The following is a 22,069-nucleotide window of genomic DNA, read 5'->3' on the forward strand; positions in this document are numbered from 1 at the left end:
TCAAGTTACTGGCGGAGTTCGTGTTTGTTGTGTGAAGCGACAACGGACGACACGAGTCATCTGCTGCCTAGGCTGGGGCCGTGACCGACAACCACCGGCCCCTCGCCGTTTTCGACCTGGACAACACCCTCGCCGACACCGCGCACCGGCAGCGGTTCCTGGAGCGGAAGCCGCGCGACTGGGACGCGTTCTTCGCCGCGGCCCCGCAGGATCCGCCACTGGCCGAAGGGGTCGCGCTGGCCCGGGAGAGCGCACGGGAGTGCGAGGTGCTGTACCTGACGGGGCGGCCCGAGCGCTGCCGCCGCGACACCGTCGACTGGCTCGCCGCGCACGGCCTGCCCGAGGGGCGGATCCGGATGCGCCGCGACAACGACCGCAGGCCCGCCCGCCGCACCAAGCTGGAGATCCTCCGTGAGCTCGCCCGGACCCGCGAGATCCGCGTCCTCGTGGACGACGACGAACTCGTCTGCGAGGACGCGGAACGGGCGGGTTTCACGGTCGTACGGGCGCGCTGGGCCGCCGCCTCCGCCGCGCTGAAGGCGGCGCAGGAGCGGGAGGGGCGGACCTGAGCGCCCGCCCCGGCCCTCGCGTCGGCCGGTCGGTCAGCCGGTCTCGTCGTCCAGCCGGAAGCCGACCTTCAGGCCCACCTGGTAGTGCGCGATCTGGCCGTCCTCGATGTGCCCCCGGACCTGTGTCACCTCGAACCAGTCCAGGTTGCGCAGCGTCTGGGCGGCGCGGGCGACGCCGTTGCGGATGGCGTGGTCGACGCTCTCGTCCGAACTGCCGACGATCTCGGTGACCCGGTACACATGGTCGGTCATGCGGGTTCTCCTTGTCGCGAGCTCCATCGTGGCCGATGCGCCACACGTCCTTCCACGGTGCCTCAGGCTCCGCCGGTTCGCGAGGGGGCCGGGGTGGGCGTGGAGTGGGTTGTCGGGTGCGGGTGACTGGGAACTGCGCGAGAAGCCCCACTCACCCGCACCCGACGACGCGCCCCCCGGAACCGCTGCGCGCTACCCCACCCCGCTCAACGACAACGCGAACCGGCCCTGCTCATCCGTCCACCAGTGTGTCAACTCCAGCCCGGAAGCAGCCAGTTCGGTCCGCACCCCCTCCTTCCTGAACTTCGCGGACACCTCCGTCCGCACCTCCTCCCCGGCCGCGAAGTCCACCGCCAGATCGAGCGCGGGAACCTTCACGGTCTGAGCCGTACGGGACCGCAGCCGCATCTCGATCCACTCGCACTCGGCGTTCCAGAGGGCGACATGGTCGAAGGCGTCGGGGTCGAAGTCCGCCCCCAACTCCCGGTCCACCACGTTCAGCACGTTCTTGTTGAACTCGGCGGTCACCCCGGACGCGTCGTCGTACGCGGCGACCAGCACCGCCTCGTCCTTGACCAGGTCCGTGCCCAGCAGCAGCGCGTCACCGGGGGCCAGCAGCGCGCGGACGGCGGCCAGGAACGCCGCACGCTCCCCGGGCACCAGATTGCCGATCGTGCCGCCCAGGAACGCCACCAGACGAGGACCCGGGGTCTCGGGCGGCTCCAGCCCGGCGGTGAAGTCGGCGATCAGGGCGTGCACGTTCAGCCCCGGCCGCTCGGCGGCCAGCGCCTCGCCCGCCTGCCGCAGCGCGCTCTCGCTGACGTCGACCGGCACGTACGTGTGCAGGCCCGGCATCGCGTCCAGCAGGTGCCTGGTCTTGTCGGACGAGCCGGACCCCAGCTCGACCAGGGTGCGGGCGCCGCTCGCCGCGGCGATCTCGCCCGCCCGGTCCACCAGGATCTCGCGCTCGGCACGGGTCGGGTAGTACTCGGGCAACTCGGTGATCCGCTCGAACAGTTCGCTGCCGCGCGCGTCGTAGAACCACTTGGGCGGCAGCGTCTTCGGCATGCGGGTCAGACCGTCCAGGACGTCGGCGCGCAGCGCGGCGTCCGTGGCGTCCTCCGGCAGGGTGCGGGTGAGAAGGAACGGGCTCACGCGGGGGGCTCCTTCGACAGTGCGGGTGACGGGTCGTCGTCGTGCGGACGGGAGGCTTCGTCCGGCTCCTTGAGCGGGGTGAGCAGGACGTCCGTACGGCTCGCCGCGAGCAGGGTGCGGTCCGGGACCTCCACCCAGTGCGGGTCGTCGTCGTACGGCTCGGACGCCACGACCGTGCCGCGGCCGGGCTCGGTGAGATACCAGAGCGTGTCGCCCCAGGCCGTCGCGGCGATCGTCTCGCCGTCGGTGAGGAGCAGGTTGAGCCGCGACCCGGGGGCCGCCCGGGCGACCTCCAGGACCGTGTCGGCCAGCGCCTGGCCCTCCGTGTCGCCGGCCCGCAGCCGGTTCAGGACCAGGGCCCACACGAGCGCCGAGTCGTTGCGCGCCTCCATCGACAGCACCTCGACGGCGGGCAGTTCGGCGGCGAGCGGCGCCAGGGAGCCGGGCCATCCGGCGACCGCCCCGTTGTGGCTGAACAGCCAGGGGCCGGCCGAGAACGGCGCGGCCGCGGCCTCGTCGTCCGCGCCCGCCACCGTCGCGTCCCGTACGGCGGCCAGCAGCGCCCCGGTGCGGACCACCCGGGCGAGGTCCGCGAAGGACTGGTCGCCCCAGATCGGCCCGGCCCGCCGGTACCGCCCCGGCACCGGGTCGCCCTCGGCGTACCAACCGACCCCGAAACCATCGGCGTTGACCGTCCCGTACCGCTGCCGTCGGGGTGCCCACGACTGCCGGAACAGACTGTGCGGCGGGTCCACCAGGACCCTGCCCAGCGGCACATCGGTGCCGAGACAGGCGAGGTGACGACACATCAGACGACCTCCGGGGAGGCGTCGCGGGCCGTACGGAACCCGCTGAAGATCTGCCGCCGGATCGGATAGTCCCAGTTGCGGAACGTCCCCCGGCACGCCACCTGGTCCACGGCGAACGAACCGCCGCGCAGCACCTTGTGCTCGGGGCCGAAGAACACCTCCGAGTACTCCTTGTACGGGAACGCCGAGAACCCCGGATAGGGCAGGAAGTCGCTCGACGTCCACTCCCACACATCACCGATCAACTGCCGTACGCCCAGCGGGGATCGACCCTCCGGATAGCTACCGGCCGGTGCCGGGCGCAGATGCCGCTGCCCGAGGTTGGCGTGTTCGGGCGCCGGATCGGCGTCGCCCCACGGGTAGCGGGTCGAGCGGCCGGTGACCGGGTCGTGCCGGGCGGCCTTCTCCCACTCGGCCTCGGTGGGCAGCCGGCGCCCCGCCCAGCGGGCGTACGCGTCCGCCTCGTACCAGCACACGTGCAGCACCGGCTCCTCGGCCGGCACGACCTCGGTGACGCCGAAGCGCCGCCGCAGCCACTGCCGGCCGTCGCGTCGCCAGAACAGCGGCGCGTGGATGCCGTGCGCGCGGATGTGGTCCCATCCCTCGGCCGTCCACCAGCGCGCGTCGTCGTAGCCGCCGTCCGCGATGAACGCCTGGTACGCGCCGTTCGTCACCGGCGTGGTGTCGATGTGGAACGGCGGGACGGTCCGCCGGTGCGCGGGCCGCTCGTTGTCCAGCGCCCAGGGCTCGGTCGAGGTGCCCATCGTGAACTCACCGCCGGGCACCAGGACTTCGGAGGGGCCCGTGAACAGCGGGACGGGCTCGGGATCGGGCGCCGACAGCACGGCGGGGCCCTGCCGCAGCTGATGGGTGATCAGCATCGTCTCGTCGTGCTGCTGTTCGTGCTGGGCGATCATGCCGAAGGCGAAGCCCGCGTCGGTGAGCCGGGTGCCGTGGAAGTCGGCGCTCTCCAGCACGTCCAGGGCCCGGCCGCGCACCTCGCGCAGATACCGCCGGGCCTCCTCCGGCGCGAGCAGCGGCAGCGAGGGCCGCGCGGCACGCGGATGCTCGAAGGCGTCGTACAGGCCGTCGATCTCGGGCCGCATCGCCTCCCGCCCGGCGACGTTGCGCAGCAGCCACTGCTCCTCCTGGTTGCCGATGTGGGCGAGGTCCCAGACCAGCGGGGACATCAGCGGCGAGTGCTGCGCGGTGAGATCGGGTTCGTCGACGGCGGTCGTCAGGAGCGCGGTGCGGGCCCGGGCCGTGGTCAGCGCCGCCAGCGCGCGCTCCCGGAGTATGTCGGGGTCGGCGTCGGCCGTCGGGGCCGGCGTCCGGGGTGCGGTCATGCGGGGTTGTCCTTCCCGTGGAACACGTCGAGCAGATCGTCGGCGGGGCAGCGCCCCCGGGCCACATAGCGGTCGGTGTACGCCGCGACCGCGTCGAGCACCTCGGTGCTCGCGCCGAGCCGGGGCAGGGCCTCGGCCGCAGCGGCGAAGCAGACGGCAGCCGCCTCCCGCAGTTCGGGATCGGTCAGACCGTCGCGCACGGCCGTCTCCCACAGCGGATTGCGCGGTGGCGGTCGCGAACCCGCCCGCTCCGCGAGCGGCTTGACGGTCCGGTACGCGGTCTCCGCGGCCTCCGGGTCGTCGAACAGCGCCGTCGTCACGGCGAGCGGGACGATCCACCCGTCCTCGCCGGGCTGGGCGTCGATCATGCGCAGTTCCAGATGGCCGCGCGGACGCGCCGGCGGGAACAGGGTCGTCAGGTGGTAGTCGAGGTCGGCGCGGCTCGGCGGGGTGTCGGATCGCGTCCACTCCCGGAACGTCATCGCTCCGGGCACACCCCAGGGGCCCTCGTCGGCCCGGACGCACATCACCGGCGCGTCCAGCACCAGCCGCGCCCACTCCTCGCGCGGGTCGCCGTCGAGGGCCGGCGCGTTCGTCCGGCCCGGGTCCATCGCCGCCCACAGCGCCTGACGGGTCGAACGCAGGCCGGTCGCCCGGCCCCGCGCCAGCGGGGAGTGCGCGAACGAGGCCACCAGCACGGCACCGAGCTGGTGCGCCAGCCACCAGCGCCGCCGGTGACCGAGGGGGCCCGGCTCCTCGTACCCGGCGTCCAGGCACACCTGCACCGAGGCGGTGGAGCACATCATGTCCCGCCCCTCGGGTCCGAAGCGGTCGAGATAGACCTCCATGGCGTCGTACCGGGGCTCGTGGAGGTAGCGGGTCGGGGGGTTCCAGGGTTCGTGGCCGTAGCCGCTGATGCCGAGATCCGCCTCGCGCAGGGTGGCGCGTACGGCGGCGAGGTCGGCCGAGACGGACCCGACGCACTCCATCAGGGAGGCGGCCGGCGCCGAGCTGAGCTCCAGCTGGCCGCCGGGCTCGACGGTCAGCGGTGAGTCCAGGGTCAGGGTCCGCAGTGCGGCGTAGGCCGCTTCGAGTCGTGCGGGTGTTGCGGGGAGCCGCGGATCACGCAGCTCGTGGACGTGCCATTCCAGTTCGACACCTAGGGTCCGGGGTGGACCGGTCTTGAAGCAGATGCCCCGTACCAGGGCTTCCACCTCCGCCTCGGTGACCGGGGAGCGTCGCTCCGTACAGTCACTCAGCGAATCTGACATGTCGGGATCCTCCTGATATGCCAATCTCGTCGGCCGAGCCTTTGATCCGTACCCGATGGGGTGGGACCGGTGGCGCTCGTCCCACCCAAAACCCTCGTGCCGCTTTCGCACAAGGGGGCACATCGTGGCAATGCGGATCGGCGATCCCCGTTTCCGGGATCTTCAGGCACCCCTTCCCTTTCCGGTACCAGGCCATTCACACGAGGAAATTCCGTTGCGGCCCTTCCCCAGCATCGCCCAGGATGCGCCCATGAGCACGACGGGGGAGAAGTGGGCGTCCGCGCCGCACGCGGGGGTGGCGGCATGAGCGCGCGCCTGCGAGGAATCGCACGTGAGACCGAGGACATCGTCGCGGCCGGGCACTATCGCGCGCCCTCCGGCCGCCAGGTGTCCATCGCGGACGAGGTGGCGGCCGCACGGGCCGCGACCCGCCTGTACGGCCCCGACCCGGTGAGCACACCGCAGGCCGGCCCGGTGCGCGCGGCCGGCGAGGCCACCGTCGAGGTCACGGGCGAGAGCAGCCTGGAAGCCGCCCACCGGCTGACGAGGGCCGACCCCGCCCCGGTGGCCGTCCTCAACTTCTCCTCCGCCCGCAACCCCGGCGGCGGCTATCTGAACGGCGCCCAGGCCCAGGAGGAGGCCCTCTGCCGGGCCTCCGCGCTCTACGCCTGCGTCCGCGAGGCTCCCGCCTTCTACGCCCACCACCGCGCCCACCGCGACCCGTTCTACACGGACCGCGTCATCCACTCACCCGCCGTACCCGTCTTCCGGGACGACCGCGGCACCCTCCTCGACGCCCCGTACACCACCGGCTTCCTGACCTCCGCGGCCCCGAACGCCTCCGTCGTGCTGCGTACGGCCCCGGAGCGCGCCGCCGAGCTGCCCCGGGCCCTTGCCACCCGCGCGGAACGCGTCCTGGAGACGGCGGCGGCCCACGGCTACCGCCGACTGGTCCTGGGCGCCTGGGGCTGCGGGGTGTTCGGCAACGACCCGGCCCAGGTGGCGGGGGCGTTCCGGGCCCTGCTCATGGACGGCGGCAGGTTCGAGGGCACCTTCGCACACGTGGTGTTCGGGGTGCTGGACCGCACGAAGGGCGCGGTGGTCCGCGGCGCCTTCGAGCGGGAGTTCGCCACCGGCTCCTGAAGGGCCGCCTACCGCCACCCGTACCGCTCGCGCAGCCGGTGCACGACGGAGTTGAACCGCATCCGGTCCAGCGCGCAGGCCTCCCGCCGCATCCCCGTCTCGTGCAACCGCAGCACCCGGTCCACATCCACCCAGGAGTCCCGCCCCGACCGGTCCCACGGCCCGCTCCCGATCGGGACCCACTCCCGGTCCCCGTCGTGCCGCTTGCTGGACAACTGCACGGCGAGCAGCGTCCCCCGGGCCTCCCGGGCCACCACGAGCACGGGCCGGTCCTTCCCGCGCCCGTCGTTCTCCTCGAACGGGACCCACGTCCAGACGATCTCGCCGGGATCGGGATCCCCGTCGTGGGCGGGCGAGTACTCGGTCCGCACGCGCCCGACGTCACGGGGATCGGCCTCGGTGGTGGCGGTGGGCCCGTAGCGCCCGGGCACTTCTTGATCAGCGAAGGAAGTCACGGGGGTCACGCTAGCCCGCGCCCGTTTCCCGCCCCTCGAAAGGGGCGCGGGAAACGGGCGCGGGCGACCACGAACACACGACAGCCCCGGGGTTACGGTTCCCTGTCGACCCGCACCTTCTCCACGGCCGGCTTCTCCACGGGCACCCCGTTCACCCCGGCCCCGCCGCCGGCGGGCGCCCCGTTCTGGTTCATCGAGGACAGCAACTGCCGGGCCAGCCCCAGTCCGGTCCCGCCCATCGTGAGCGCCTTGGCGAACATGTCCGCCATGCCGTCGGCCCCGTTGAGCAGCACCATGTTGTCGACGTTGCCGAACGCGGAGGCGCCCGCCTGCACGATCTCCGGCCACTGCTCGGCCAGTTGCTGCGCGATCACCGCCTCCTGGTTCTCGGCCAGTGCGGCGGCCCGCGCCTTGATGCCCTCGGCCTCCGCGAGCCCCTTCGCGCGCGTGGCCTCGGCGGCGGCGATCCCCTTGGCCTGCCGGGCGGCGGCCTCGGCCTCACCGGTCAGCTGGGTCGCGGTCGCCTCGGCGGCGGCCGCCAGCTCGGTCTCCTTGGCCTTGGCCTGCGCGGCGGAGATACGGGCGTCGCGCTCGGCCTCGGCGAGCGTCCGTTTCTCGTAGGCCTTGGCGTCGGCCGGCTTGCGGACGTCGGCCTGGAGCTGCTGCTCGCGCCGGGCCGCCGCCAGCTCCGCGACGCGGGTCTCCTGGACGACGACCTCCTGCAGGGCGGCGGCCTCCGCGAGGGGGCCGGCCTGCTTGGCCTTCGCCGAGGCGTTGTCCCGCTCGGCCTGGTAGCCGGCCTGGAGGATCTCGCTGTCCCGGGTGGCCTCCGCCATGCGCGCCGCGGCCTGCTGCTCGGCCTCGGTGGCGAGCCGGTTGGCCTCGGCCTGCGCGATACGGGCGTCCCGCTGGACGGCCGCCGCGTGCGGCATGGCCATGTTCTTGATGTAGCCGGTCGGGTCCTCGATCTCGTGGATCTGCAGCGAGTCGACGATCAGACCCAGTTTCTCCATCTCCGTCCCGCACGCGGCCCGGGTCTGGCCGGTCAGTTTCTCGCGGTCCCGGATCATGTCCTCGACCGTCAACCCGCCCACGATGGACCGGAGATGACCGGCGAACACGTTGTGCACCCGCTCCGAGACCCGCTTCTGCTGGCCGAGGAAGCGGCGGGCCGCGTTGGCGATGGACACGAAGTCGTCGCCCACCTTGAAGATGACGACACCCCGGATCTTCAGCGGGATGCCCTGGAAGGTCACGCACTCCACGGCCAGCTCGGTCTGGTTCAGATCGAGCGAGAGCTTGCGCACCGCCTGCATACCGGGCAGCACGAGGGTGCCGCGCCCGGTGACGATACGGAAGTTCATGCCCTCCGTCAGGCCCTCCATCTTGTGCTTGGAGCCGGAGATGATCAGCGCCTCGTTCGGCTCGGCGACACGCCACATGAGCTTGAAGACACTGATCAGTACGACAACGACGGCTACGGCCGCCCCCGCGATGAGGCCGACGAACATCGGCCCACCCCCTTTGGCCAGGTGCCCTATCGGCACCGAACGTCGGGAGTGTCCCGCGTGGCCCGGCGGTGGTACAGGGAGGGAGGCACCGTTGTTGCAGTCCTGATGCGAACCGGTTCCCGAAGACCGACACACAGCCGTCGCGGGACCCGACGGGCCGTCAACTGTCGTACGCCGCCGACACGTACACCGTGCGCGGCGGCAGGTACTCCATCACCATCACGAGCGTCCCCGGCGCGATCCGGTCCTTCGCGGAGGCGGGGTACGCGAGAAAGTGCTCGGCGCCGCCCCGCACCCGGACGATCACCTCGCCGACGAGCCCGGGACCGACCGCACCGGTCACCCGTCCCATCAGCCCGACCATCGACGCTTCGTCCATGGTCACAGCGTACGGGTCGGAGCGCGGGCGCCGAACCCGCCCGCCCGAGCCCAACCCGCCTACACCACCGGGGAGTCCGCGGTGCTCCGCCGCGGCGGCCACTGCTCGTGCCAGCGCTGGTCCGCCTCCAACTGCGCGGCCAGCGACAGCAGAAGGGGCTCGCTGTTCGCCGGGCCGAGCAACTGCGCGCCCACCGGCAGCCCGTCGTCCACGAACCCCGCCGGTACGTTCACGCCGGGCCAGCCCAGCACGTTCCACGGCCAGGCGTACGGGCAGGCCGCGATCATCGCGCGGTCGGTGCCGAGCCCGCCGAGGTTCAGCATGGAGCCGATGCGCGGCGGCGGAGCGGCGGTCGTCGGCGCCAGCAGCACGTCGTACGACTGGAACAGCACGCCGATCCGCCGGTGCAGCGGGACCTCGGCGCGGCGTGCCAGCCGCAGGGGCGCACCGCCCAGCAGCCGGCCGAGGCGGGCGGCGTCGAGGGTGCGCCGGTCGAGGAGGCCCTGCTCGGCGACGGCGCCGACCCGTTCGGCGATGCCCGCGGTGGCGCGCGGGATGAAGGTCAGCCCGATCTGCCCGTACCGGGGTTCCGCCTCCTCCACCACGTGCCCGAGCGCGGCGAGCCGCTCCGCCACCGCCCGCACCCGTTCCCGCACCCGGGGGTCGAGGCGCGCGGGCAGCGCGGTGAACGGCGGCTTCAGGGACAGGGCGATCCGGAGCCGCCCCGGATCCCGGCCGACGGCCTCGGAGGCGTTGACGGCGGGCGGCCGGTGCAGGTCGCCCTCGTGGTTGCCGCTCGCCGCGTCCAGCAGGAGGGCGGCGTCGGCGACCGTGCGGGCGAGGGTGCCGTTGACGGTGATGCCCTGGAAGGACTCCGCGTGCGGCCAGGTCGAGATACGGCCGCGCTGGGGCTTGATGCCGATGAGATGCGTCCAGGAGGCGGGGATGCGCACCGATCCGGCGCCGTCCGAGCCCAGCGCGGCCGGGACGATCCCCGCGGCCACGGCCGCCGCGGAACCGCCGGAGGAGCCGCCCGGGGTGTGGTCCGGATGCCAGGGGTTGCGGGTGGCCCCGAACGCGGGCCCCTCCGTGAACGGCCACTGCCCCAGCTCGCACGTGTTGGTCTTGCCGACGACGATCGCCCCGGCCGCGCGCAGCCGGCGTACGGCCTCGCCGTCCTCCGGCAGCGAGGGGAACTCGCCCCGGCAGCCGAACGCGGTGGGTTCGCCCGCCACGTCCATGTCGTCCTTCACGGCCACCGGCACGCCGAGCAGCGGTCGCCGTCCGCCTTCCGCCAACTCCTTGTCCGCCGCGTCGGCCTCCATGAGCGCCGCCTCGGCCCGCACCCGCCGGAACGCGTTCACGGTCGTCTGGCTCGCCTCGATCCGGGCGAGCGTCCGCTCCACGAGCGCCCGCGACGTCACCTCCCCGGCGGCCAGCGCGCGAGCACATTCCACGAGACCCGGCGCACGGTCGACACCCATACGGAACACCTCCGGAAGCAGGATTTCTACCGAACGGTAACGTCCGCGCGGGCGCGACGGTACAGCGTGGACGACTTGCCTGACGAGGGCGGCGATTCGTGCACGCCTCCGCCCGCTCAGGCGCCGCCGCGGGCCAGGTGCCGCAGGGTGAGGGCCAGATGCAGCCGTAGCCGGCCCCGGGGTGTGCGGACGGGCCAGCCGAGGAGGGCCTCCGCGTGGGTCAGGCGGTCCTGGAGGGTGGAGTGGTGGACGTTGACGCCGATGGCCGCCGACCGCAGGCTCGCCGTCGTGGCGACCGCGTGGAGCGTGGCGAGCATCCAGGGCGAGTCGGCCGCGGCCCGCTCCAGATCCCGTACGTCCGGCGGAGGTTCCGCCCCCGGCGCGATCAGCTGGGCGAGGAGGGCGAGCGCGCCGAGGTCGTCGGCGTGGAACCACACGCTCACCGGGGTCCTGCGCGGTGCCCTCGGCGGTGAACCGCAACGCGGTCCGCGCGCCGGCCCAGGACTCGGGCAGCTCCGGCACGGACACCGCGGGCCCGACACCGACCCGTCCGGCGGGCAGGCCCTCCTCGCCGACCCGGGCCGCGCGCACGCGCAGGATGCGGGGCCGGCCGGTCAGCGGGGCGAGGGCCCGCGCCAGGGTGGTGGGATCGTCGGGGTCGAGGCCGAGGCGCCGGTCGGCCCGCAGACGGGCGCGCTCGGTTGCGGTGGGGTCGAGGACCGTCTCCACGAGTGCCGGGTCGTCGGCGGGGGAGAGGGGCGCCCGGCCCCGGGTCCGGTCCATCACCACCCGGAGCGCACCGGCGGCCCGCTCCTGGATGACGGCGTCCACCACGCTCGGCTCACCGCCCCCGGCCCGCTCCAGCCACAGCGCCGGCACACCGTCCGGCACGAGCGCGGCGGAGGGCCAGGCCGGGTCCGGCGGATCCTCGCTGTCGTGGCGCCGCCCGTCGGGCTCCACCCAGCGGCGCGTCCACACCGCCCCGGTTGTTGCCGACGATCATGCCGCCGCCGTGGACGTGGCAGATCACCGGCAGCGGACCCGGTGTCGCGGGCGCGGCCGGGCGGCAGACGAGCAGCGAGATCTCCGGCTCCCCTCGGGCCCCGGCACCAGCCGGTCCTCGACCTCGAAGCCGTCCACGGTGAGGTCCAGCTGGGCCATCAGCGCGATGCCGGGCCCCTGGCGCATCGCCGGGATGTCGTCCATGGTCAGCCCGCGCGGCACCAGGTCCTTGATCGCCTCCAGGGCCGCCGCGAGCTCCGGATCGAACGGGGGCGGGGTCATGGTCATGGCTTCTCCTCGTGCGGGTTCCGCATCCACGGTGCGCACCGCGACGCGTGGCCGACGGGGCGTACCGCGATGATGAGCGCCGCGGCAAGGGCGAGGACGCCGTCGTACGGCGGCGGTTGCCCGCCATCCGGCGGGTGGTCCGCGGGTCGCCCGGAGCGGCACGGCCGGCGGGCGCGGCGCCCGCGTACGCGCCCGCGTCCAGCACACAGTTCACGCCATAGCTTTCGCGTGTCGGCACCCCGTGCCGCGTCCTTCGCGGGCGGTCGCCGTACCGGCGGCGGGGAGCTGCGCGGGTTCCCCCGTGCCAGCCGGTCGCACGGCCTGGCCAGGCACGCGACCCCTCACCCGCCGTCGGCCCCGACCAGCGGATCGGCCCCCCGTCGTCGGCGGAACCCCGATGTGCCGTCTCGTCACGAGGCCGCCGGGGGCTCGACGTGGGCCGGTCGCCCGCACACCGGCCCGGTGCGGAAAGCAGGCCACACGTGCGTGCGGAGCCCTCGCGTACGTACTCATGTGGAGGTGGCGTGAAATAGCCGCCCGATGGAACAGATTTCGAACACATTCGCCAAACTGCCCAGCCACAAAGATCGGTGGCCCGACCCCGAGCCCCCGCACGGCCGACGGTCCCCCGGCCGGAACGACCTTCACCACTTCTGCAAGGATGCCCTCCTCATGGTGCAGATACCGAAAGAGCCCGCCCCGCCCTCGCCCCTGCAGCGATCCGTGCCCACGAGCGCCGACGTGGCACGTCTCGCGGGTGTCTCACGTGCGACGGTCAGCTACGTCCTGAACAACACCAGCGCCGTCCGCATCAGCGAGCCGACCCGCCGCCGGGTCCACGAGGCCGCCAAGGAACTCGGCTACGTACCGCACGCGGCGGCCCGCAGCCTGCGCGCCGGCCACAGCCGCCTGGTGCTGATGCCCACCCCGAACGTTCCGATCGGGCCGCTGTACAGCCAGTTCATCAACGAGATCCAGTGGGCCCTCAGCCGGCTCGACTACACCGTCGTGCAGCACGGCGGCCTGGGGCTGCGCGGCGACGACGCCGCCCGCGCCTGGGCCGAACTGCGCCCGGTCGCGGTCATCATGCCCGGCGTCGGTCTGGGCCCGCAGGGTGTGGCCGTGCTCAAGCGCTCCGGCGCCAAGGCCGTGGTCACCCTCACCCCCGAACCCGTCGAGGGCGCCCACGCGTTGATCCTGGACCACGCGGGCGTCGGCCACAGCGCCGGCCGGCACCTCGTCGAGAGCGGCCGCCGCCGCATCGGTGTCGTCGTGCCCGAGGAGCCCGGCTTCGGGGTCTTCTCCCAGCCCCGCCTGGCCGGCGTACGACGCGCGGTGCAGGGCACCGAGGCCACGGTCACCGAGCTGCCGCTCGCCTACGACGAGGCCGCCGCCGCCCGGCTCGCCCGCGACTGGCGCTCGCTCGGGCTGGACGCGGTGTTCGCGTACAACGACGAGTACGCGATGTTGGTGATGCGGGCCCTCCAGGACGAGGGCATCGGCGTCCCCGGGGAGACGGCCGTGGTCGGGGCCGACGACCTGATGCTCGGCCGGCTGTTGCGGCCCCGCCTGAGCACCGTCCACCTGGAGCTGCCCTCCGGACGTCACCTCGCGGAACTGGTCGACCGCGTGGTGCGCGACCCCGCCTCGGTCCCCACCACCCACGACGTCCTGGGCGCGAGGATCGTGCACCGCGAATCGAGCTGAACGCACAAGGCCGAACGCACACGGCCGAGCGGACACGGCGGTGGTGTCGTCGAAGGTCGGCAGGACCGTGACCGGCCGAACCGGCACGGTTGAACGAACACGGCCGAACCGGCACGGCTGGACGGGCGGGGCCGAACGGGCGAGGCTGGGCGGACAGGGCGGGACGGACCGCCCGCCTCGGGAGGCGCGTCATGCGCACGAAGGTCGGCATCATCGGAGCGGGTCCCGCCGGGCTCCTCCTCGCCCGGCTGCTGCACCGGGCGGACATCGACTGCGTGGTCCTGGAGAGCCGGACCCGCGCGCACGTGGAGCGTCGGCCGGGGATGCCGTCGGCCGGAGGCGTGCTGGAGCAGGGCACCGTCGACGCGCTGCGCGCGTGCGGGGCCGCCGCACGCCTGGAGACCGAGGGCGTGGTCCAGCACGGCATCGAACTGCGCTTCGACCGCGAACGGCACCGCCTCGACCTCCCGGCCCTCACCGGCGGCCGTACCGTCACGATCTATCCCCGGGCGGAGATCGTCAACGACCTCGTCGCCCTCCAACTCGCGGACGGGCCACCGCTGTTGTTCCAGGCGGAGGCGATCGGCGTCGAGAGCCCGCTCGGCGAGCGCCCGGTGGTGCACTTCGTCCACGACGGGTACCAGGAGGAACTGTCCTGCGAGTGGGTGGTCGGCTGCGACGGCTTCCACGGCATCTCCCGCCATGTGTTCCCGGCCGCCGCCCGCCGGGTGTACGAGCACGAGCACCCGTACTCCTGGCTCGGCGTCCTCGCCGAAGTCCCGCCGCCCCGCGAGGAGTCGATCTACGCACGCGGTGACCACGGCTTCGCCCTGCACGGCATGCGCTCAGCGTCGGTGTCCCGGTTCTGCCTCCAGGTCCCCAGCGGCACCGACCCCGCCGACTGGCCCGACGAACGTGTATGGGACGAACTGGCCGCGCGCTTCGCCATCGACGCCGACTGGACCCTGGAACGCGGACCGGTCACCGCCAAGTCCGTGACCCCGATGCGCAGTCACGTCCACGAGCCGATGCGGCACGGCCGACTGCTGCTCGCCGGGGGAGCCGCCCACACCGTGGCGCCGACCGGCACCGAGGGCCTCAACCTCGGGGTGTACGAGGTGTGCGTCCTCGCCCGCGCCCTCGTCGAGCTGTACACCCACGGAACGGCACAACTCCTGGACCGTTACTCGCAGGTGTGCCTCGACCGGGTCTGGCGGACGGCCCGCTTCTCGTACGACATGACCAGGATGCTGCACGCGCTGCCGGAGGGCGGCGCCTTCGACCACCGCCTCCAGCTCGCCGGGCTGCGCCGGATCACCGCCTCCCGCCAGGCGGCCGCCGAACTGGCAGCCCACTACACGGGGCTGCCGCCTGCCCGGTGAGACGGCCGGCTACCGGCCGTTCTCCTCCACCTGCGCCTGCTGCTCGGCGACGGCCTTGCGGACCTCGTCCATGTCCAGCTTCCGGGCCTGCCCGATGACGTCGGTCAGCGCGGCCTCGGGCAGCGCGCCCGGCTGCGCGAACACGGCCACCTGGTCACGGACGATCATCAGCGTCGGGATGGACTGGATGCCGAAGGCCTGCGCCAGCTCCGGCTGGGCCTCGGTGTCCACCTTGCCGAACACCAGGTCCGGGTTGTCGTCGGCGGCCTTCTCGTAGACCGGGGCGAACTGCCGGCAAGGCCCGCACCAGGACGCCCAGAAGTCGATCAGAACGAACTCGTTCTCGGTGACCGTCCGGTCGAAGTTCTCCTTGGTCAGCTCCACGGTGCTGCTCATGGCGTGCATCCCTCTTCCTGGTTTCGGTGCTCGGGGCGAGCCGCACTCGACAACGCCACCCCGTGGTGGCGTATTCCGCGCGCGTACCCGTTTGGCCACCGCGCACACCAGCAACCAGACTGACCCCATGACGGATACGGAAAACACCGAAGGCCCGGCGGGCGACGCGACACCGGACGAGTACGACGTCGTGGTGCTCGGTGCCGGACCCGTGGGGGAGAACGTCGCCGACCGCACCCGCGCGGCCGGCCTGTCCACCGCGATCGTGGAGAGCGAACTGGTCGGCGGCGAGTGCTCGTACTGGGCGTGCATGCCGAGCAAGGCCCTCCTGCGCCCCGCGATCGCCCGCGCCGACGCCCGCCGCGTACCGGGGCTGCGCCACCTGGTCGAGGGCCCGCTGGACACCGCCGAGGTGCTCGCCCACCGCGACTACGAGACCGCGCACTGGAAGGACGACGGCCAGGTCGGCTGGCTGGAGAGCGTCGGGGCGGCCCTGTACCGGGGCCACGCGCGCCTGGCCGGACCCCGCCGGGTCGTCGTGGACGCCCCCGACGGCGGGCGTCAGGTCCTCACCGCCCGGCACGCGGTGGTCCTCTCCACCGGCAGCCGCGCCCTCCTGCCCGACCTGCCGGGACTCGCGCAGGTCAAGCCCTGGACCAGTCGCGAGGCCACCAGCGCGCAGACGGTCCCCGGCCGGCTGATCGTCGTCGGCGGCGGTGTCGTGGCCGTCGAGATGGCCACCGCCTGGCGGTCCCTCGGCTCCGAGGTCACCGTCCTCGTGCGCGGCAAGGGCCTGCTGCCCCGCATGGAGCCCTTCGCCGGTGAACTGATCGCCGAGGCGCTCGCCGAGTCGGGCGTCGACGTGCGGACGGGTACGTCGGTGACGGCGGTGATCCGCGAGGACGGGACCGTGGTGGCCCGCACGGACACCGGCGACCGGCTGGAGGCCGACGAGATCCTCTTCGCCACCGGCCGCGCCCCGCGCACCGACGACCTCGGCCTCGACACCGTGGGTCTGGAGTCCGGATCGTGGCTGGAGGTGGACGACAGCCTCCGGGTGACGGGCAGCGACTGGCTGTACGCGGTCGGGGACGTCAACCACCGGGCGCTCCTCACCCACCAGGGCAAGTACCAGGCCCGGATCGCCGGGGCCGCCATCGCCGCCCGCGCGGCCGGGGTCCCGCTCCTGGAGAGCGACCGCTGGGGAGCCCACGCGGCCACCGCCGACCACGCCGCCGTCCCCCAGGTCGTCTTCACCGACCCCGAGGCCGCCGCCGTCGGCCTCTCCCTCGCCGAGGCCGAAAGGGCCGGGCACCGCGTCCGCGCGGTCGACGTCGAGTTCTCCTCCGTCGCGGGGGCGGGCCTGTACGCCGACGGCTACCGGGGCCGCGCCCGCATGGTCGTCGACCTGGACCGCGAGATCCTGCGCGGCGTCACCTTCGTCGGCCCCGCCGTCGGTGAGCTGATCCACTCCGCCACCGTCGCCGTCGTCGGGGAGGTCCCGGTCGACCGGCTCTGGCACGCGGTGCCCTCGTACCCGACGATCAGCGAGGTGTGGCTGCGGCTGCTGGAGGCGTACCGGGGCTGAACCGGCCGGTCCGGGCGCTCAGTCGGGCAGCAGGAAGCCCAGCGCCCGGGCGGCCCGGACCGGGGTCGGGTCGTTCCAGCGGTCGGCCATCGCCTGGCTGGAGGAGAGGGACCTCAGCTCGGCGTGGTCGAGGTAGAGCGTGCCGTTCAGATGGTCCGTCTCGTGCTGGACGATCCGGGCCGGCCACCCCGAGAACTCCTCGTCCACCGTCCGCCCCCGCTCGTCGAGCGCCCGGAGCCGCACCTTGGCGTGCCGCGCCACCACGGCCTGCCAGCCCGGCACGCTCAGACAGCCCTCGAAGAACGCGTCCCGGTACGGCCCCACGGCCTCGTACGCGGGATTGACCAGGACCCGGAACGGCTGCGGCACCCGGCCCCGGGCCAGCCGTACCTCCTCCGGGACCGGCGCGGGGTCCTCGATCACCGCGATCCGCAGGGACACCCCGACCTGGGGCGCGGCGAGACCGACGCCGGGCGCCGCGTGCATGGTGGCGCGCAGGGCGGCGACGAAGCGGGCGAGGAGACCCGGGTCGAGCTGGCCGTCGAAGGGCTCGGCGGTGCGGCGCAGCACCGGGTCGCCCGCGGCGACGATCGGCAGCGGCCCCTCATGGGCGAGGAGTTCCTCGACCCGGTCGCTCAGGAGACGGGAGTCGACGCGGTCACGTTCAGAAGCCATCGGGCCAGGATGCCAACCGGCGTCGCGCGACGCGAGGCGGCTCACGCGTAGGCCCGCCGGCTCACGCGAGGGCCGGCCGGCCCTCGCGCGTCCACGCGACAGCATCACCGCGTGTGACCCACATCACACAAAGTGCCGGGAACTCGAAGCCTCCACGATCCGACTACTGGACCGCCACGACGTCCCCGCATCCCGGAGCATCCGCCGATGACCATCGCCCCCTCGACCGAGACGGACGAGTCCCAGAAACCCGTCGCCAAGCCCGACGGCGCCACGAGGGGCTGGGCTTCGCTCCGGCCGCTCGTGCTGCGGCTGCACTTCTACGCGGGCGTCCTCGTCGCCCCGTTCCTGCTGGTCGCCGCCCTGACCGGCGGACTGTACGCCGCCTCGTTCTCGATCGAGAAGATCGTCTACGCGGACCGGACGACCGTCGCCGAGGTGGGTGACGCCAAGCTGCCGATCTCCGAGCAGGTGGCCGCCGCCCGCAAGGAGCACCCCGAGGGCACCCTCTCCGCCGTACGCCCCTCGCCGGAGGACGACGCGACGACCCGGGTGATGCTGACGGGCGTCGAGGGCATCGACGAGGGCAACACGCTCGCGGTGTTCGTCGACCCGTACACGGCGGAGGTGCGCGGCGCCCTGGAGCAGTACGGCTCGACCGGCGCACTGCCGGTGCGGACCTGGATCGACAAGTTCCACGCCAATCTCCAGCTCGGCGAGCCCGGCCGCCTGTACAGCGAACTCGCCGCCAGCTGGCTGTGGGTCATCTCCGGCGGCGGCCTCGTGCTCTGGTTCGCCCGCCGCCGCGCCCAGCGCAAGGTGCGCGGCACCAGCGGCCGCCGCCGCACGCTGGGCCTGCACGGCACGGTCGGTGTCTGGGCCGCCGCCGGGTTCTTCTTCCTCTCGGCGACCGGCCTGACCTGGTCGACCTACGCGGGCGCCAACATCGAGGTCCTGCGCACCGAACTCCACCAGGCCACCCCGGCGATCTCCGCCGCCGCGGGCGACCACGGGGATCACGGCGACGGCTCGGCGGAGGAAGGGGCCGCCCCCGAGGGCGACCTGGACAAGATCCTCGCCGCCGCGCGGGCCAAGGGCCTCGGCGACCCGGTGGAGATCGTGCCGCCCGCCGACGCGTCCTCCACGTACGTGGTCAAGCAGGTCCAGCGCAGCTGGCCCACCAAGCAGGACGCGGTGGCCGTGGACCCGGCGACCGCCGAGGTCACCGACACGCTCCGGTTCGCCGACTTCCCCGTCCTCGCCAAGCTCTCCCGCTGGGGCATCGACGGTCACACCGGCGTGCTGTTCGGGCTGGCGAACCAGCTCCTCCTCATGGCCCTGGCCGCCTCCCTGGTCGTGCTGATCCTCTGGGGCTACCGCATGTGGTGGCTGCGCGGCCGCGCCTCGTCGTTCGGCCGCCCGATCCCGCGCGGCGCCTGGCAGCACGTGCCGCCGCAGATCCTGGTCCCGGCCCTCGCCCTCATCGCCGTCCTCGGCTACTTCGTGCCCCTGCTCGGCATCCCGCTCGCCGTGTTCATCGCGGTGGACGTCGTCCTGGGCGAGATCGCTCACCGGCGCGGCAAGCGGTCGTACGGCGGCCGGGCGGAGGCGAAGTAGGACGGCCGGGCGGCAGTGACGCGGGCCTCCCGGGGGAGGCCGAGCGATGAGGGGGCGCGTCCGACCGGACGCGCCCCCTCACGGCGCTCGTACGACCCCTACGCCTCTGCTCCCCGACGCCCCTACGCCTCCTGCAGCCGCTCGAAGTCGCCCGCGAGCGCCGCGGCGATCCGCAGGTGGGACTCCGCCTCCTGGTGCCGGGCCTGCCGCTCCAGCGTGCGGCCCAGCATCAGCCGGGCGTACTGCTCCACCGGGTCCCGCTCGACGAGGACGCGCAACTCGGCCTCGGCGCGGCGCAGTTGGGCCGAGTGGTAGTAGGCGCGGGCCAGCAGCAGCCGGGGGCCGGTCTGCTCCGGGACCTCCTCGACCAGCGGGCCGAGGACACGTGCGGCGGCGGTGTAGTCCTTGGCGTCGAAGAACATCCGGGCGCGCTCCCAGCGCTCGGCGGCTGTTCCGTGGTCGTAGTACGTGGTGTCCACTGGTGCCTCCTTCGAGGCGCACAACCCCCGCTCCCCGGTGGCTATTCCACCGCCTCTCCTACGGCTTCCGCACCCGGCGTCGCGGCGGCGAGTTCCGCGTTGGCGCGCTCGGTGACGAGGGTCAGGACGCGACCGGCGGTCAGCAGGTCCTCGGTGGGGATGCCGGCGTAGATCCGGGCGGAGACGGGCGCGGTCTCGGCGGCCGACCTGGCGAACGCCTCCCGTCCGGCGTCGGTGACCCGGAGGTGCGACGGCCGCTGCGGGTCCGTCTCCACCAGACCGGCGGAGAGCAACTCCTCGACGACGGCCCGTATGCCGACCGGCTCGACCTTGAGAAAGCCGACGACCTGGTGCACGACTTCGTCCCGTTCCACGGGGCCGTCGGCGACCGCGAGGACCCGGAGGGCCACCGACTGCTGGAACGTCAGGCCGTGTCCGGCCAGCACGCGCTCCAGGACCGCGCGGCTCGCGTAGTGGGCGAGGGCGACGACCCGGCCGTCGACGGTGGCTGCGGTGGAGGTCATGACTGCTCCTTGTCGTGTGCGTGCTCGGTGGAAGGGGTGAGCGGTACGTCGAGCAGGGTGGTCAGTTCACGGGTGAACTGGTGGGTGCGGGCGGAGTCCGGGCCGCCGAGCGGTTCCAGCAGCTGTCGCAGCAGCCCCTGGACCACCTCGATCGCGCGCCGGGTCACCTCGCGCCCCTGCTCGGTGAGCGCCAACCGCACGGCACGGGGGTCGCGAGGGTCCCGGGCGCGTTCCAGCAGCCCGGCGGTCTCCAGGGCGCGGGCCAGTTTGGAGACGTACAGGGCCTCCAGGCCGGTGTGGTCAGCGAGTTCCCGCTGGCTGGGCCGCTGTCCGGTCCGGTGCATGCCGTACAACGACGCGACCAGCGCGTACTGGGCGTGCGTCAGCCCGAGCGGAGCGACCGCGCGGTCCACCGCGACCCGCCACTTCACCGACAGTCGCCAGACGAGGAAACCGGGCGTCGCGCCCTCGAAATCCGAACCCATGCGAATACTGTACATGGCTACTATAGCCATGGCTACTATTTGCCGGACTGCGCCGCGGTGCGTGCGCCGTGCTAGCCCCCTGCGATGCACCGTGCCAGCGCCGGTCGAGTCCCGGGACGGGCGGCGGGCGGCCGACGGGGTCTGGCGGACGGGGATGGCCGACGGGGTCTGGCGGACCGGGATGGCCGACGGGGGACGGCTGACGGCGGGAGCCGGAGAGGTCTAGGTTGTGCAGCATGAGCAATCTTGATCGCGAGGCGGTGCCCGCGGTGTGCGGTGGCCGGGGCTTCGTGGTGGCCGAGCCGGTACGTGAACTACTCAGCCCCCGCCGGGTGAAGCTCGGTGAGTCCACCGAGGTGCGGCGGCTGCTGCCCAATCTGGGCCGCCGCATGGTGGGCGCCTGGGCCTTCGTCGATCACTACGGCCCGGACGACATCGCCGACGAGCCCGGTATGCAGGTGCCGCCGCACCCGCACATGGGCCTGCAGACGGTCAGTTGGCTGCATCAGGGCGAAGTGCTGCACCGCGACTCCACGGGCAGCCTGCAGACGATCCGTCCGCGCGAACTGGGACTGATGACCTCAGGGCGGGCCATCAGCCACTCGGAGGAGAGCCCGAAGTCGCACGCCCGCTTCCTGCACGGTGCCCAGCTCTGGGTGGCTCTGCCGGACAGCCACCGCCACACCGATCCGCGCTTCGAGCACCACGCCGAACTGCCGGTCGTCACGGCCGCCGGCCTGAGCGCCACCCTCATCCTCGGCTCTCTGGACGGCGCGACCTCGCCCGGCACGACCTTCACGCCGATCGTCGGCGCGGACCTCACACTCGCCCCCGGCGCGGACGTCCGCCTCCCGCTCGAACCAGACTTCGAGTACGCCGTCCTCGCCATGGCCGGCGAGGCCCACGTCGACGGCGTCCCCGTCCTCCCCGGTTCGATGCTCTACCTCGGCTGCGGCCGCACCGAACTCCCCCTGCGCGCCGACTCGGACGCCTCCCTCATGCTCCTCGGCGGCGAACCCTTCGAGGAGGAGCTGATCATGTTCTGGAACTGGATCGGACGGTCGCAGGAAGAGATCGTACAGGCGCGTAGGGACTGGATGGAAGGGTCGAGATTCGGGGAGGTGAAGGGGTACGACGGGGATCCGCTGCCCGCGCCCGAGCTGCCGCCGACGCCTTTGAAGCCGCGGGGGAGGGCCCGCTGACCTGCGGAAACAACTGATCATTCGGTGCTGGGTGGGTGACGTGCTGTCGGTGCTGTCTCCCGCTCGGAGGCCGCTCGCGGGGTGGTCAGTCCCGAGACCTGTTCGGCGAACGTCACCGCCGTGCAGGCAGGGTTCTCGCAGCGGAAGCGGCGCACGCATAACTCGATCACGACACCGAGCCCGCCCACGGCGACATCACGCAGCCTGCGTACGTACTGGCCGTGCACTCGGGTCGAGCTCTGACCGCACCGACAGGAGCCAGTCGTCGCCCGCACCCGCGCGTTCTCAGCACCACCTGGTCCGGTCGCCGATCGACCCCCTCGATCAGCAACGCGGACAGGTACGGAAAC

Annotated in this window: 22 protein-coding genes and 2 pseudogenes; 7 read left to right on the forward strand and 17 right to left on the reverse strand. The window is 73.2% G+C overall.

All coding sequences use genetic code 11. The features are described from left to right. Positions 1-80: 80 nt before the first annotated feature. Entirely contained in the window at positions 81-569 is a 489-nt protein-coding gene (locus tag H4687_RS40045; protein ID WP_005484314.1) for a phosphatase domain-containing protein, read from the forward strand. Positions 570-602: 33 nt separating this feature from the next. Here H4687_RS40045 and H4687_RS40050 read toward each other — a convergent pair whose 3' ends face one another. From H4687_RS40050 to egtA, 5 genes are all read right to left on the reverse strand, one after another. Next, a complete protein-coding gene (locus H4687_RS40050) occupies positions 603-821 on the reverse strand; it encodes a dodecin (RefSeq protein WP_012999023.1) in 219 nt (72 codons plus the stop codon). A gap of 192 nt (positions 822-1,013) precedes the next feature. Continuing rightward, entirely contained in the window at positions 1,014-1,976 is a 963-nt protein-coding gene (gene egtD, locus H4687_RS40055; protein WP_046916537.1) for an L-histidine N(alpha)-methyltransferase, read from the reverse strand. Continuing rightward, on the reverse strand, positions 1,973-2,785 hold the full coding sequence (egtC, locus tag H4687_RS40060) for an ergothioneine biosynthesis protein EgtC (protein ID WP_046916538.1): 813 nt from the start codon (positions 2,783-2,785) through the stop codon (positions 1,973-1,975). Before egtC ends, egtD begins: the two co-directional genes overlap by 4 nt. Next, the gene (gene egtB / locus H4687_RS40065) at positions 2,785-4,131 is read right to left on the reverse strand and encodes an ergothioneine biosynthesis protein EgtB (RefSeq protein WP_046916539.1); all 1,347 of its coding nucleotides are present in this window, start codon (positions 4,129-4,131) and stop codon (positions 2,785-2,787) included. The genes egtC and egtB overlap by 1 nt, the downstream gene beginning before the upstream one ends. Continuing rightward, the gene (gene egtA, locus H4687_RS40070; RefSeq protein ID WP_046916540.1) at positions 4,128-5,402 is read right to left on the reverse strand and encodes an ergothioneine biosynthesis glutamate--cysteine ligase EgtA; all 1,275 of its coding nucleotides are present in this window, start codon (positions 5,400-5,402) and stop codon (positions 4,128-4,130) included. The genes egtB and egtA overlap by 4 nt, the downstream gene beginning before the upstream one ends. Before the next feature lie 303 nt (positions 5,403-5,705). Here egtA and H4687_RS40075 point away from each other — a divergent pair, with 303 nt between their 5' ends. Continuing rightward, on the forward strand, positions 5,706-6,545 hold the full coding sequence (locus H4687_RS40075; protein ID WP_046916567.1) for a TIGR02452 family protein: 840 nt from the start codon (positions 5,706-5,708) through the stop codon (positions 6,543-6,545). 8 nt (positions 6,546-6,553) lie between these two features. Here the strand turns inward: H4687_RS40075 and H4687_RS40080 are convergent, their stop codons facing one another. The 6 genes and pseudogenes from H4687_RS40080 to H4687_RS40105 form a co-directional block, all read right to left on the reverse strand. Beyond that, positions 6,554-7,000 carry a type II toxin-antitoxin system PemK/MazF family toxin gene (locus H4687_RS40080; RefSeq protein ID WP_046916568.1) on the reverse strand — a complete coding sequence of 149 codons (447 nt, stop codon included), beginning with the start codon at positions 6,998-7,000 and terminating at the stop codon, positions 6,554-6,556. Positions 7,001-7,092: 92 nt separating this feature from the next. Then, positions 7,093-8,511, reverse strand: a complete 1,419-nt coding sequence (locus H4687_RS40085; protein ID WP_046916541.1) for a flotillin family protein — start codon at positions 8,509-8,511, stop codon at positions 7,093-7,095. A gap of 160 nt (positions 8,512-8,671) precedes the next feature. Next, complete coding sequence (locus H4687_RS40090; protein WP_012999015.1) at positions 8,672-8,896, reverse strand: hypothetical protein; 225 nt, start codon at positions 8,894-8,896, stop codon at positions 8,672-8,674. Between the two features lie 53 nt (positions 8,897-8,949). Continuing rightward, positions 8,950-10,374, reverse strand: coding sequence for an amidase (locus H4687_RS40095; protein WP_046916542.1), 1,425 nt, complete (start codon positions 10,372-10,374; stop codon positions 8,950-8,952). Positions 10,375-10,490: 116 nt separating this feature from the next. After that, a pseudogene (locus H4687_RS40100) lies at positions 10,491-11,334 on the reverse strand (helix-turn-helix domain-containing protein); the annotation flags it as partial. Continuing rightward, positions 11,324-11,664, reverse strand: a pseudogene (locus H4687_RS40105) (alpha/beta hydrolase); the annotation flags it as partial. The pseudogenes H4687_RS40105 and H4687_RS40100, both read right to left, overlap by 11 nt. A gap of 672 nt (positions 11,665-12,336) precedes the next feature. On the opposite strand from H4687_RS40105, the gene H4687_RS40110 reads away from it, so the two are divergent. Both H4687_RS40110 and H4687_RS40115 read left to right on the forward strand, forming a co-directional pair. After that, entirely contained in the window at positions 12,337-13,371 is a 1,035-nt protein-coding gene (locus tag H4687_RS40110; protein ID WP_046916543.1) for a LacI family DNA-binding transcriptional regulator, read from the forward strand. Positions 13,372-13,562: 191 nt separating this feature from the next. Then, complete coding sequence (locus tag H4687_RS40115) at positions 13,563-14,753, forward strand: 4-hydroxybenzoate 3-monooxygenase (protein ID WP_046916544.1); 1,191 nt, start codon at positions 13,563-13,565, stop codon at positions 14,751-14,753. Positions 14,754-14,762: 9 nt separating this feature from the next. Here the strand turns inward: H4687_RS40115 and trxA are convergent, their stop codons facing one another. Beyond that, a complete protein-coding gene (gene trxA, locus H4687_RS40120; protein WP_179859955.1) occupies positions 14,763-15,149 on the reverse strand; it encodes a thioredoxin in 387 nt (128 codons plus the stop codon). A 127-nt stretch (positions 15,150-15,276) separates the two neighbouring features. Between trxA and H4687_RS40125 the strand changes: the two genes are divergently transcribed. After that, positions 15,277-16,737: a dihydrolipoyl dehydrogenase family protein gene (locus H4687_RS40125; RefSeq protein WP_046916546.1), complete on the forward strand. Its 1,461-nt coding sequence runs from the start codon at positions 15,277-15,279 to the stop codon at positions 16,735-16,737. Positions 16,738-16,755: 18 nt separating this feature from the next. Here H4687_RS40125 and H4687_RS40130 read toward each other — a convergent pair whose 3' ends face one another. Then, positions 16,756-17,412 carry a peptide deformylase gene (locus tag H4687_RS40130; protein WP_046916547.1) on the reverse strand — a complete coding sequence of 219 codons (657 nt, stop codon included), beginning with the start codon at positions 17,410-17,412 and terminating at the stop codon, positions 16,756-16,758. Positions 17,413-17,619: 207 nt separating this feature from the next. Here H4687_RS40130 and H4687_RS40135 point away from each other — a divergent pair, with 207 nt between their 5' ends. Further along, complete coding sequence (locus H4687_RS40135) at positions 17,620-19,029, forward strand: PepSY-associated TM helix domain-containing protein (protein WP_046916548.1); 1,410 nt, start codon at positions 17,620-17,622, stop codon at positions 19,027-19,029. 122 nt (positions 19,030-19,151) lie between these two features. Here the strand turns inward: H4687_RS40135 and H4687_RS40140 are convergent, their stop codons facing one another. Genes H4687_RS40140 through H4687_RS40150 form a run of 3 tightly spaced genes read right to left on the reverse strand, consistent with a single transcriptional unit; the run spans position 19,152 to position 20,517 of the window. After that, positions 19,152-19,508 carry a tetratricopeptide repeat protein gene (locus tag H4687_RS40140; protein WP_046916549.1) on the reverse strand — a complete coding sequence of 119 codons (357 nt, stop codon included), beginning with the start codon at positions 19,506-19,508 and terminating at the stop codon, positions 19,152-19,154. A gap of 41 nt (positions 19,509-19,549) precedes the next feature. Further along, positions 19,550-20,032, reverse strand: coding sequence for a MarR family winged helix-turn-helix transcriptional regulator (locus tag H4687_RS40145; RefSeq protein WP_046916550.1), 483 nt, complete (start codon positions 20,030-20,032; stop codon positions 19,550-19,552). Then, positions 20,029-20,517, reverse strand: coding sequence for a MarR family winged helix-turn-helix transcriptional regulator (locus H4687_RS40150; RefSeq protein WP_046916551.1), 489 nt, complete (start codon positions 20,515-20,517; stop codon positions 20,029-20,031). Before H4687_RS40150 ends, H4687_RS40145 begins: the two co-directional genes overlap by 4 nt. 236 nt (positions 20,518-20,753) lie before the next feature. Between H4687_RS40150 and H4687_RS40155 the strand changes: the two genes are divergently transcribed. Further along, the gene (locus H4687_RS40155) at positions 20,754-21,719 is read left to right on the forward strand and encodes a pirin family protein (RefSeq protein ID WP_046916552.1); all 966 of its coding nucleotides are present in this window, start codon (positions 20,754-20,756) and stop codon (positions 21,717-21,719) included. A gap of 17 nt (positions 21,720-21,736) precedes the next feature. On the opposite strand, the gene H4687_RS40160 is transcribed toward H4687_RS40155, so the two are convergent. Then, complete coding sequence (locus H4687_RS40160) at positions 21,737-21,994, reverse strand: transposase family protein (RefSeq protein ID WP_107082357.1); 258 nt, start codon at positions 21,992-21,994, stop codon at positions 21,737-21,739. Between the last annotated feature and the right edge of the window lie 75 nt (positions 21,995-22,069).

The organism is Streptomyces stelliscabiei, assembly GCF_014873495.1.
GTDB classification, from domain to species: Bacteria; Actinomycetota; Actinomycetes; order Streptomycetales; family Streptomycetaceae; genus Streptomyces; species Streptomyces bottropensis.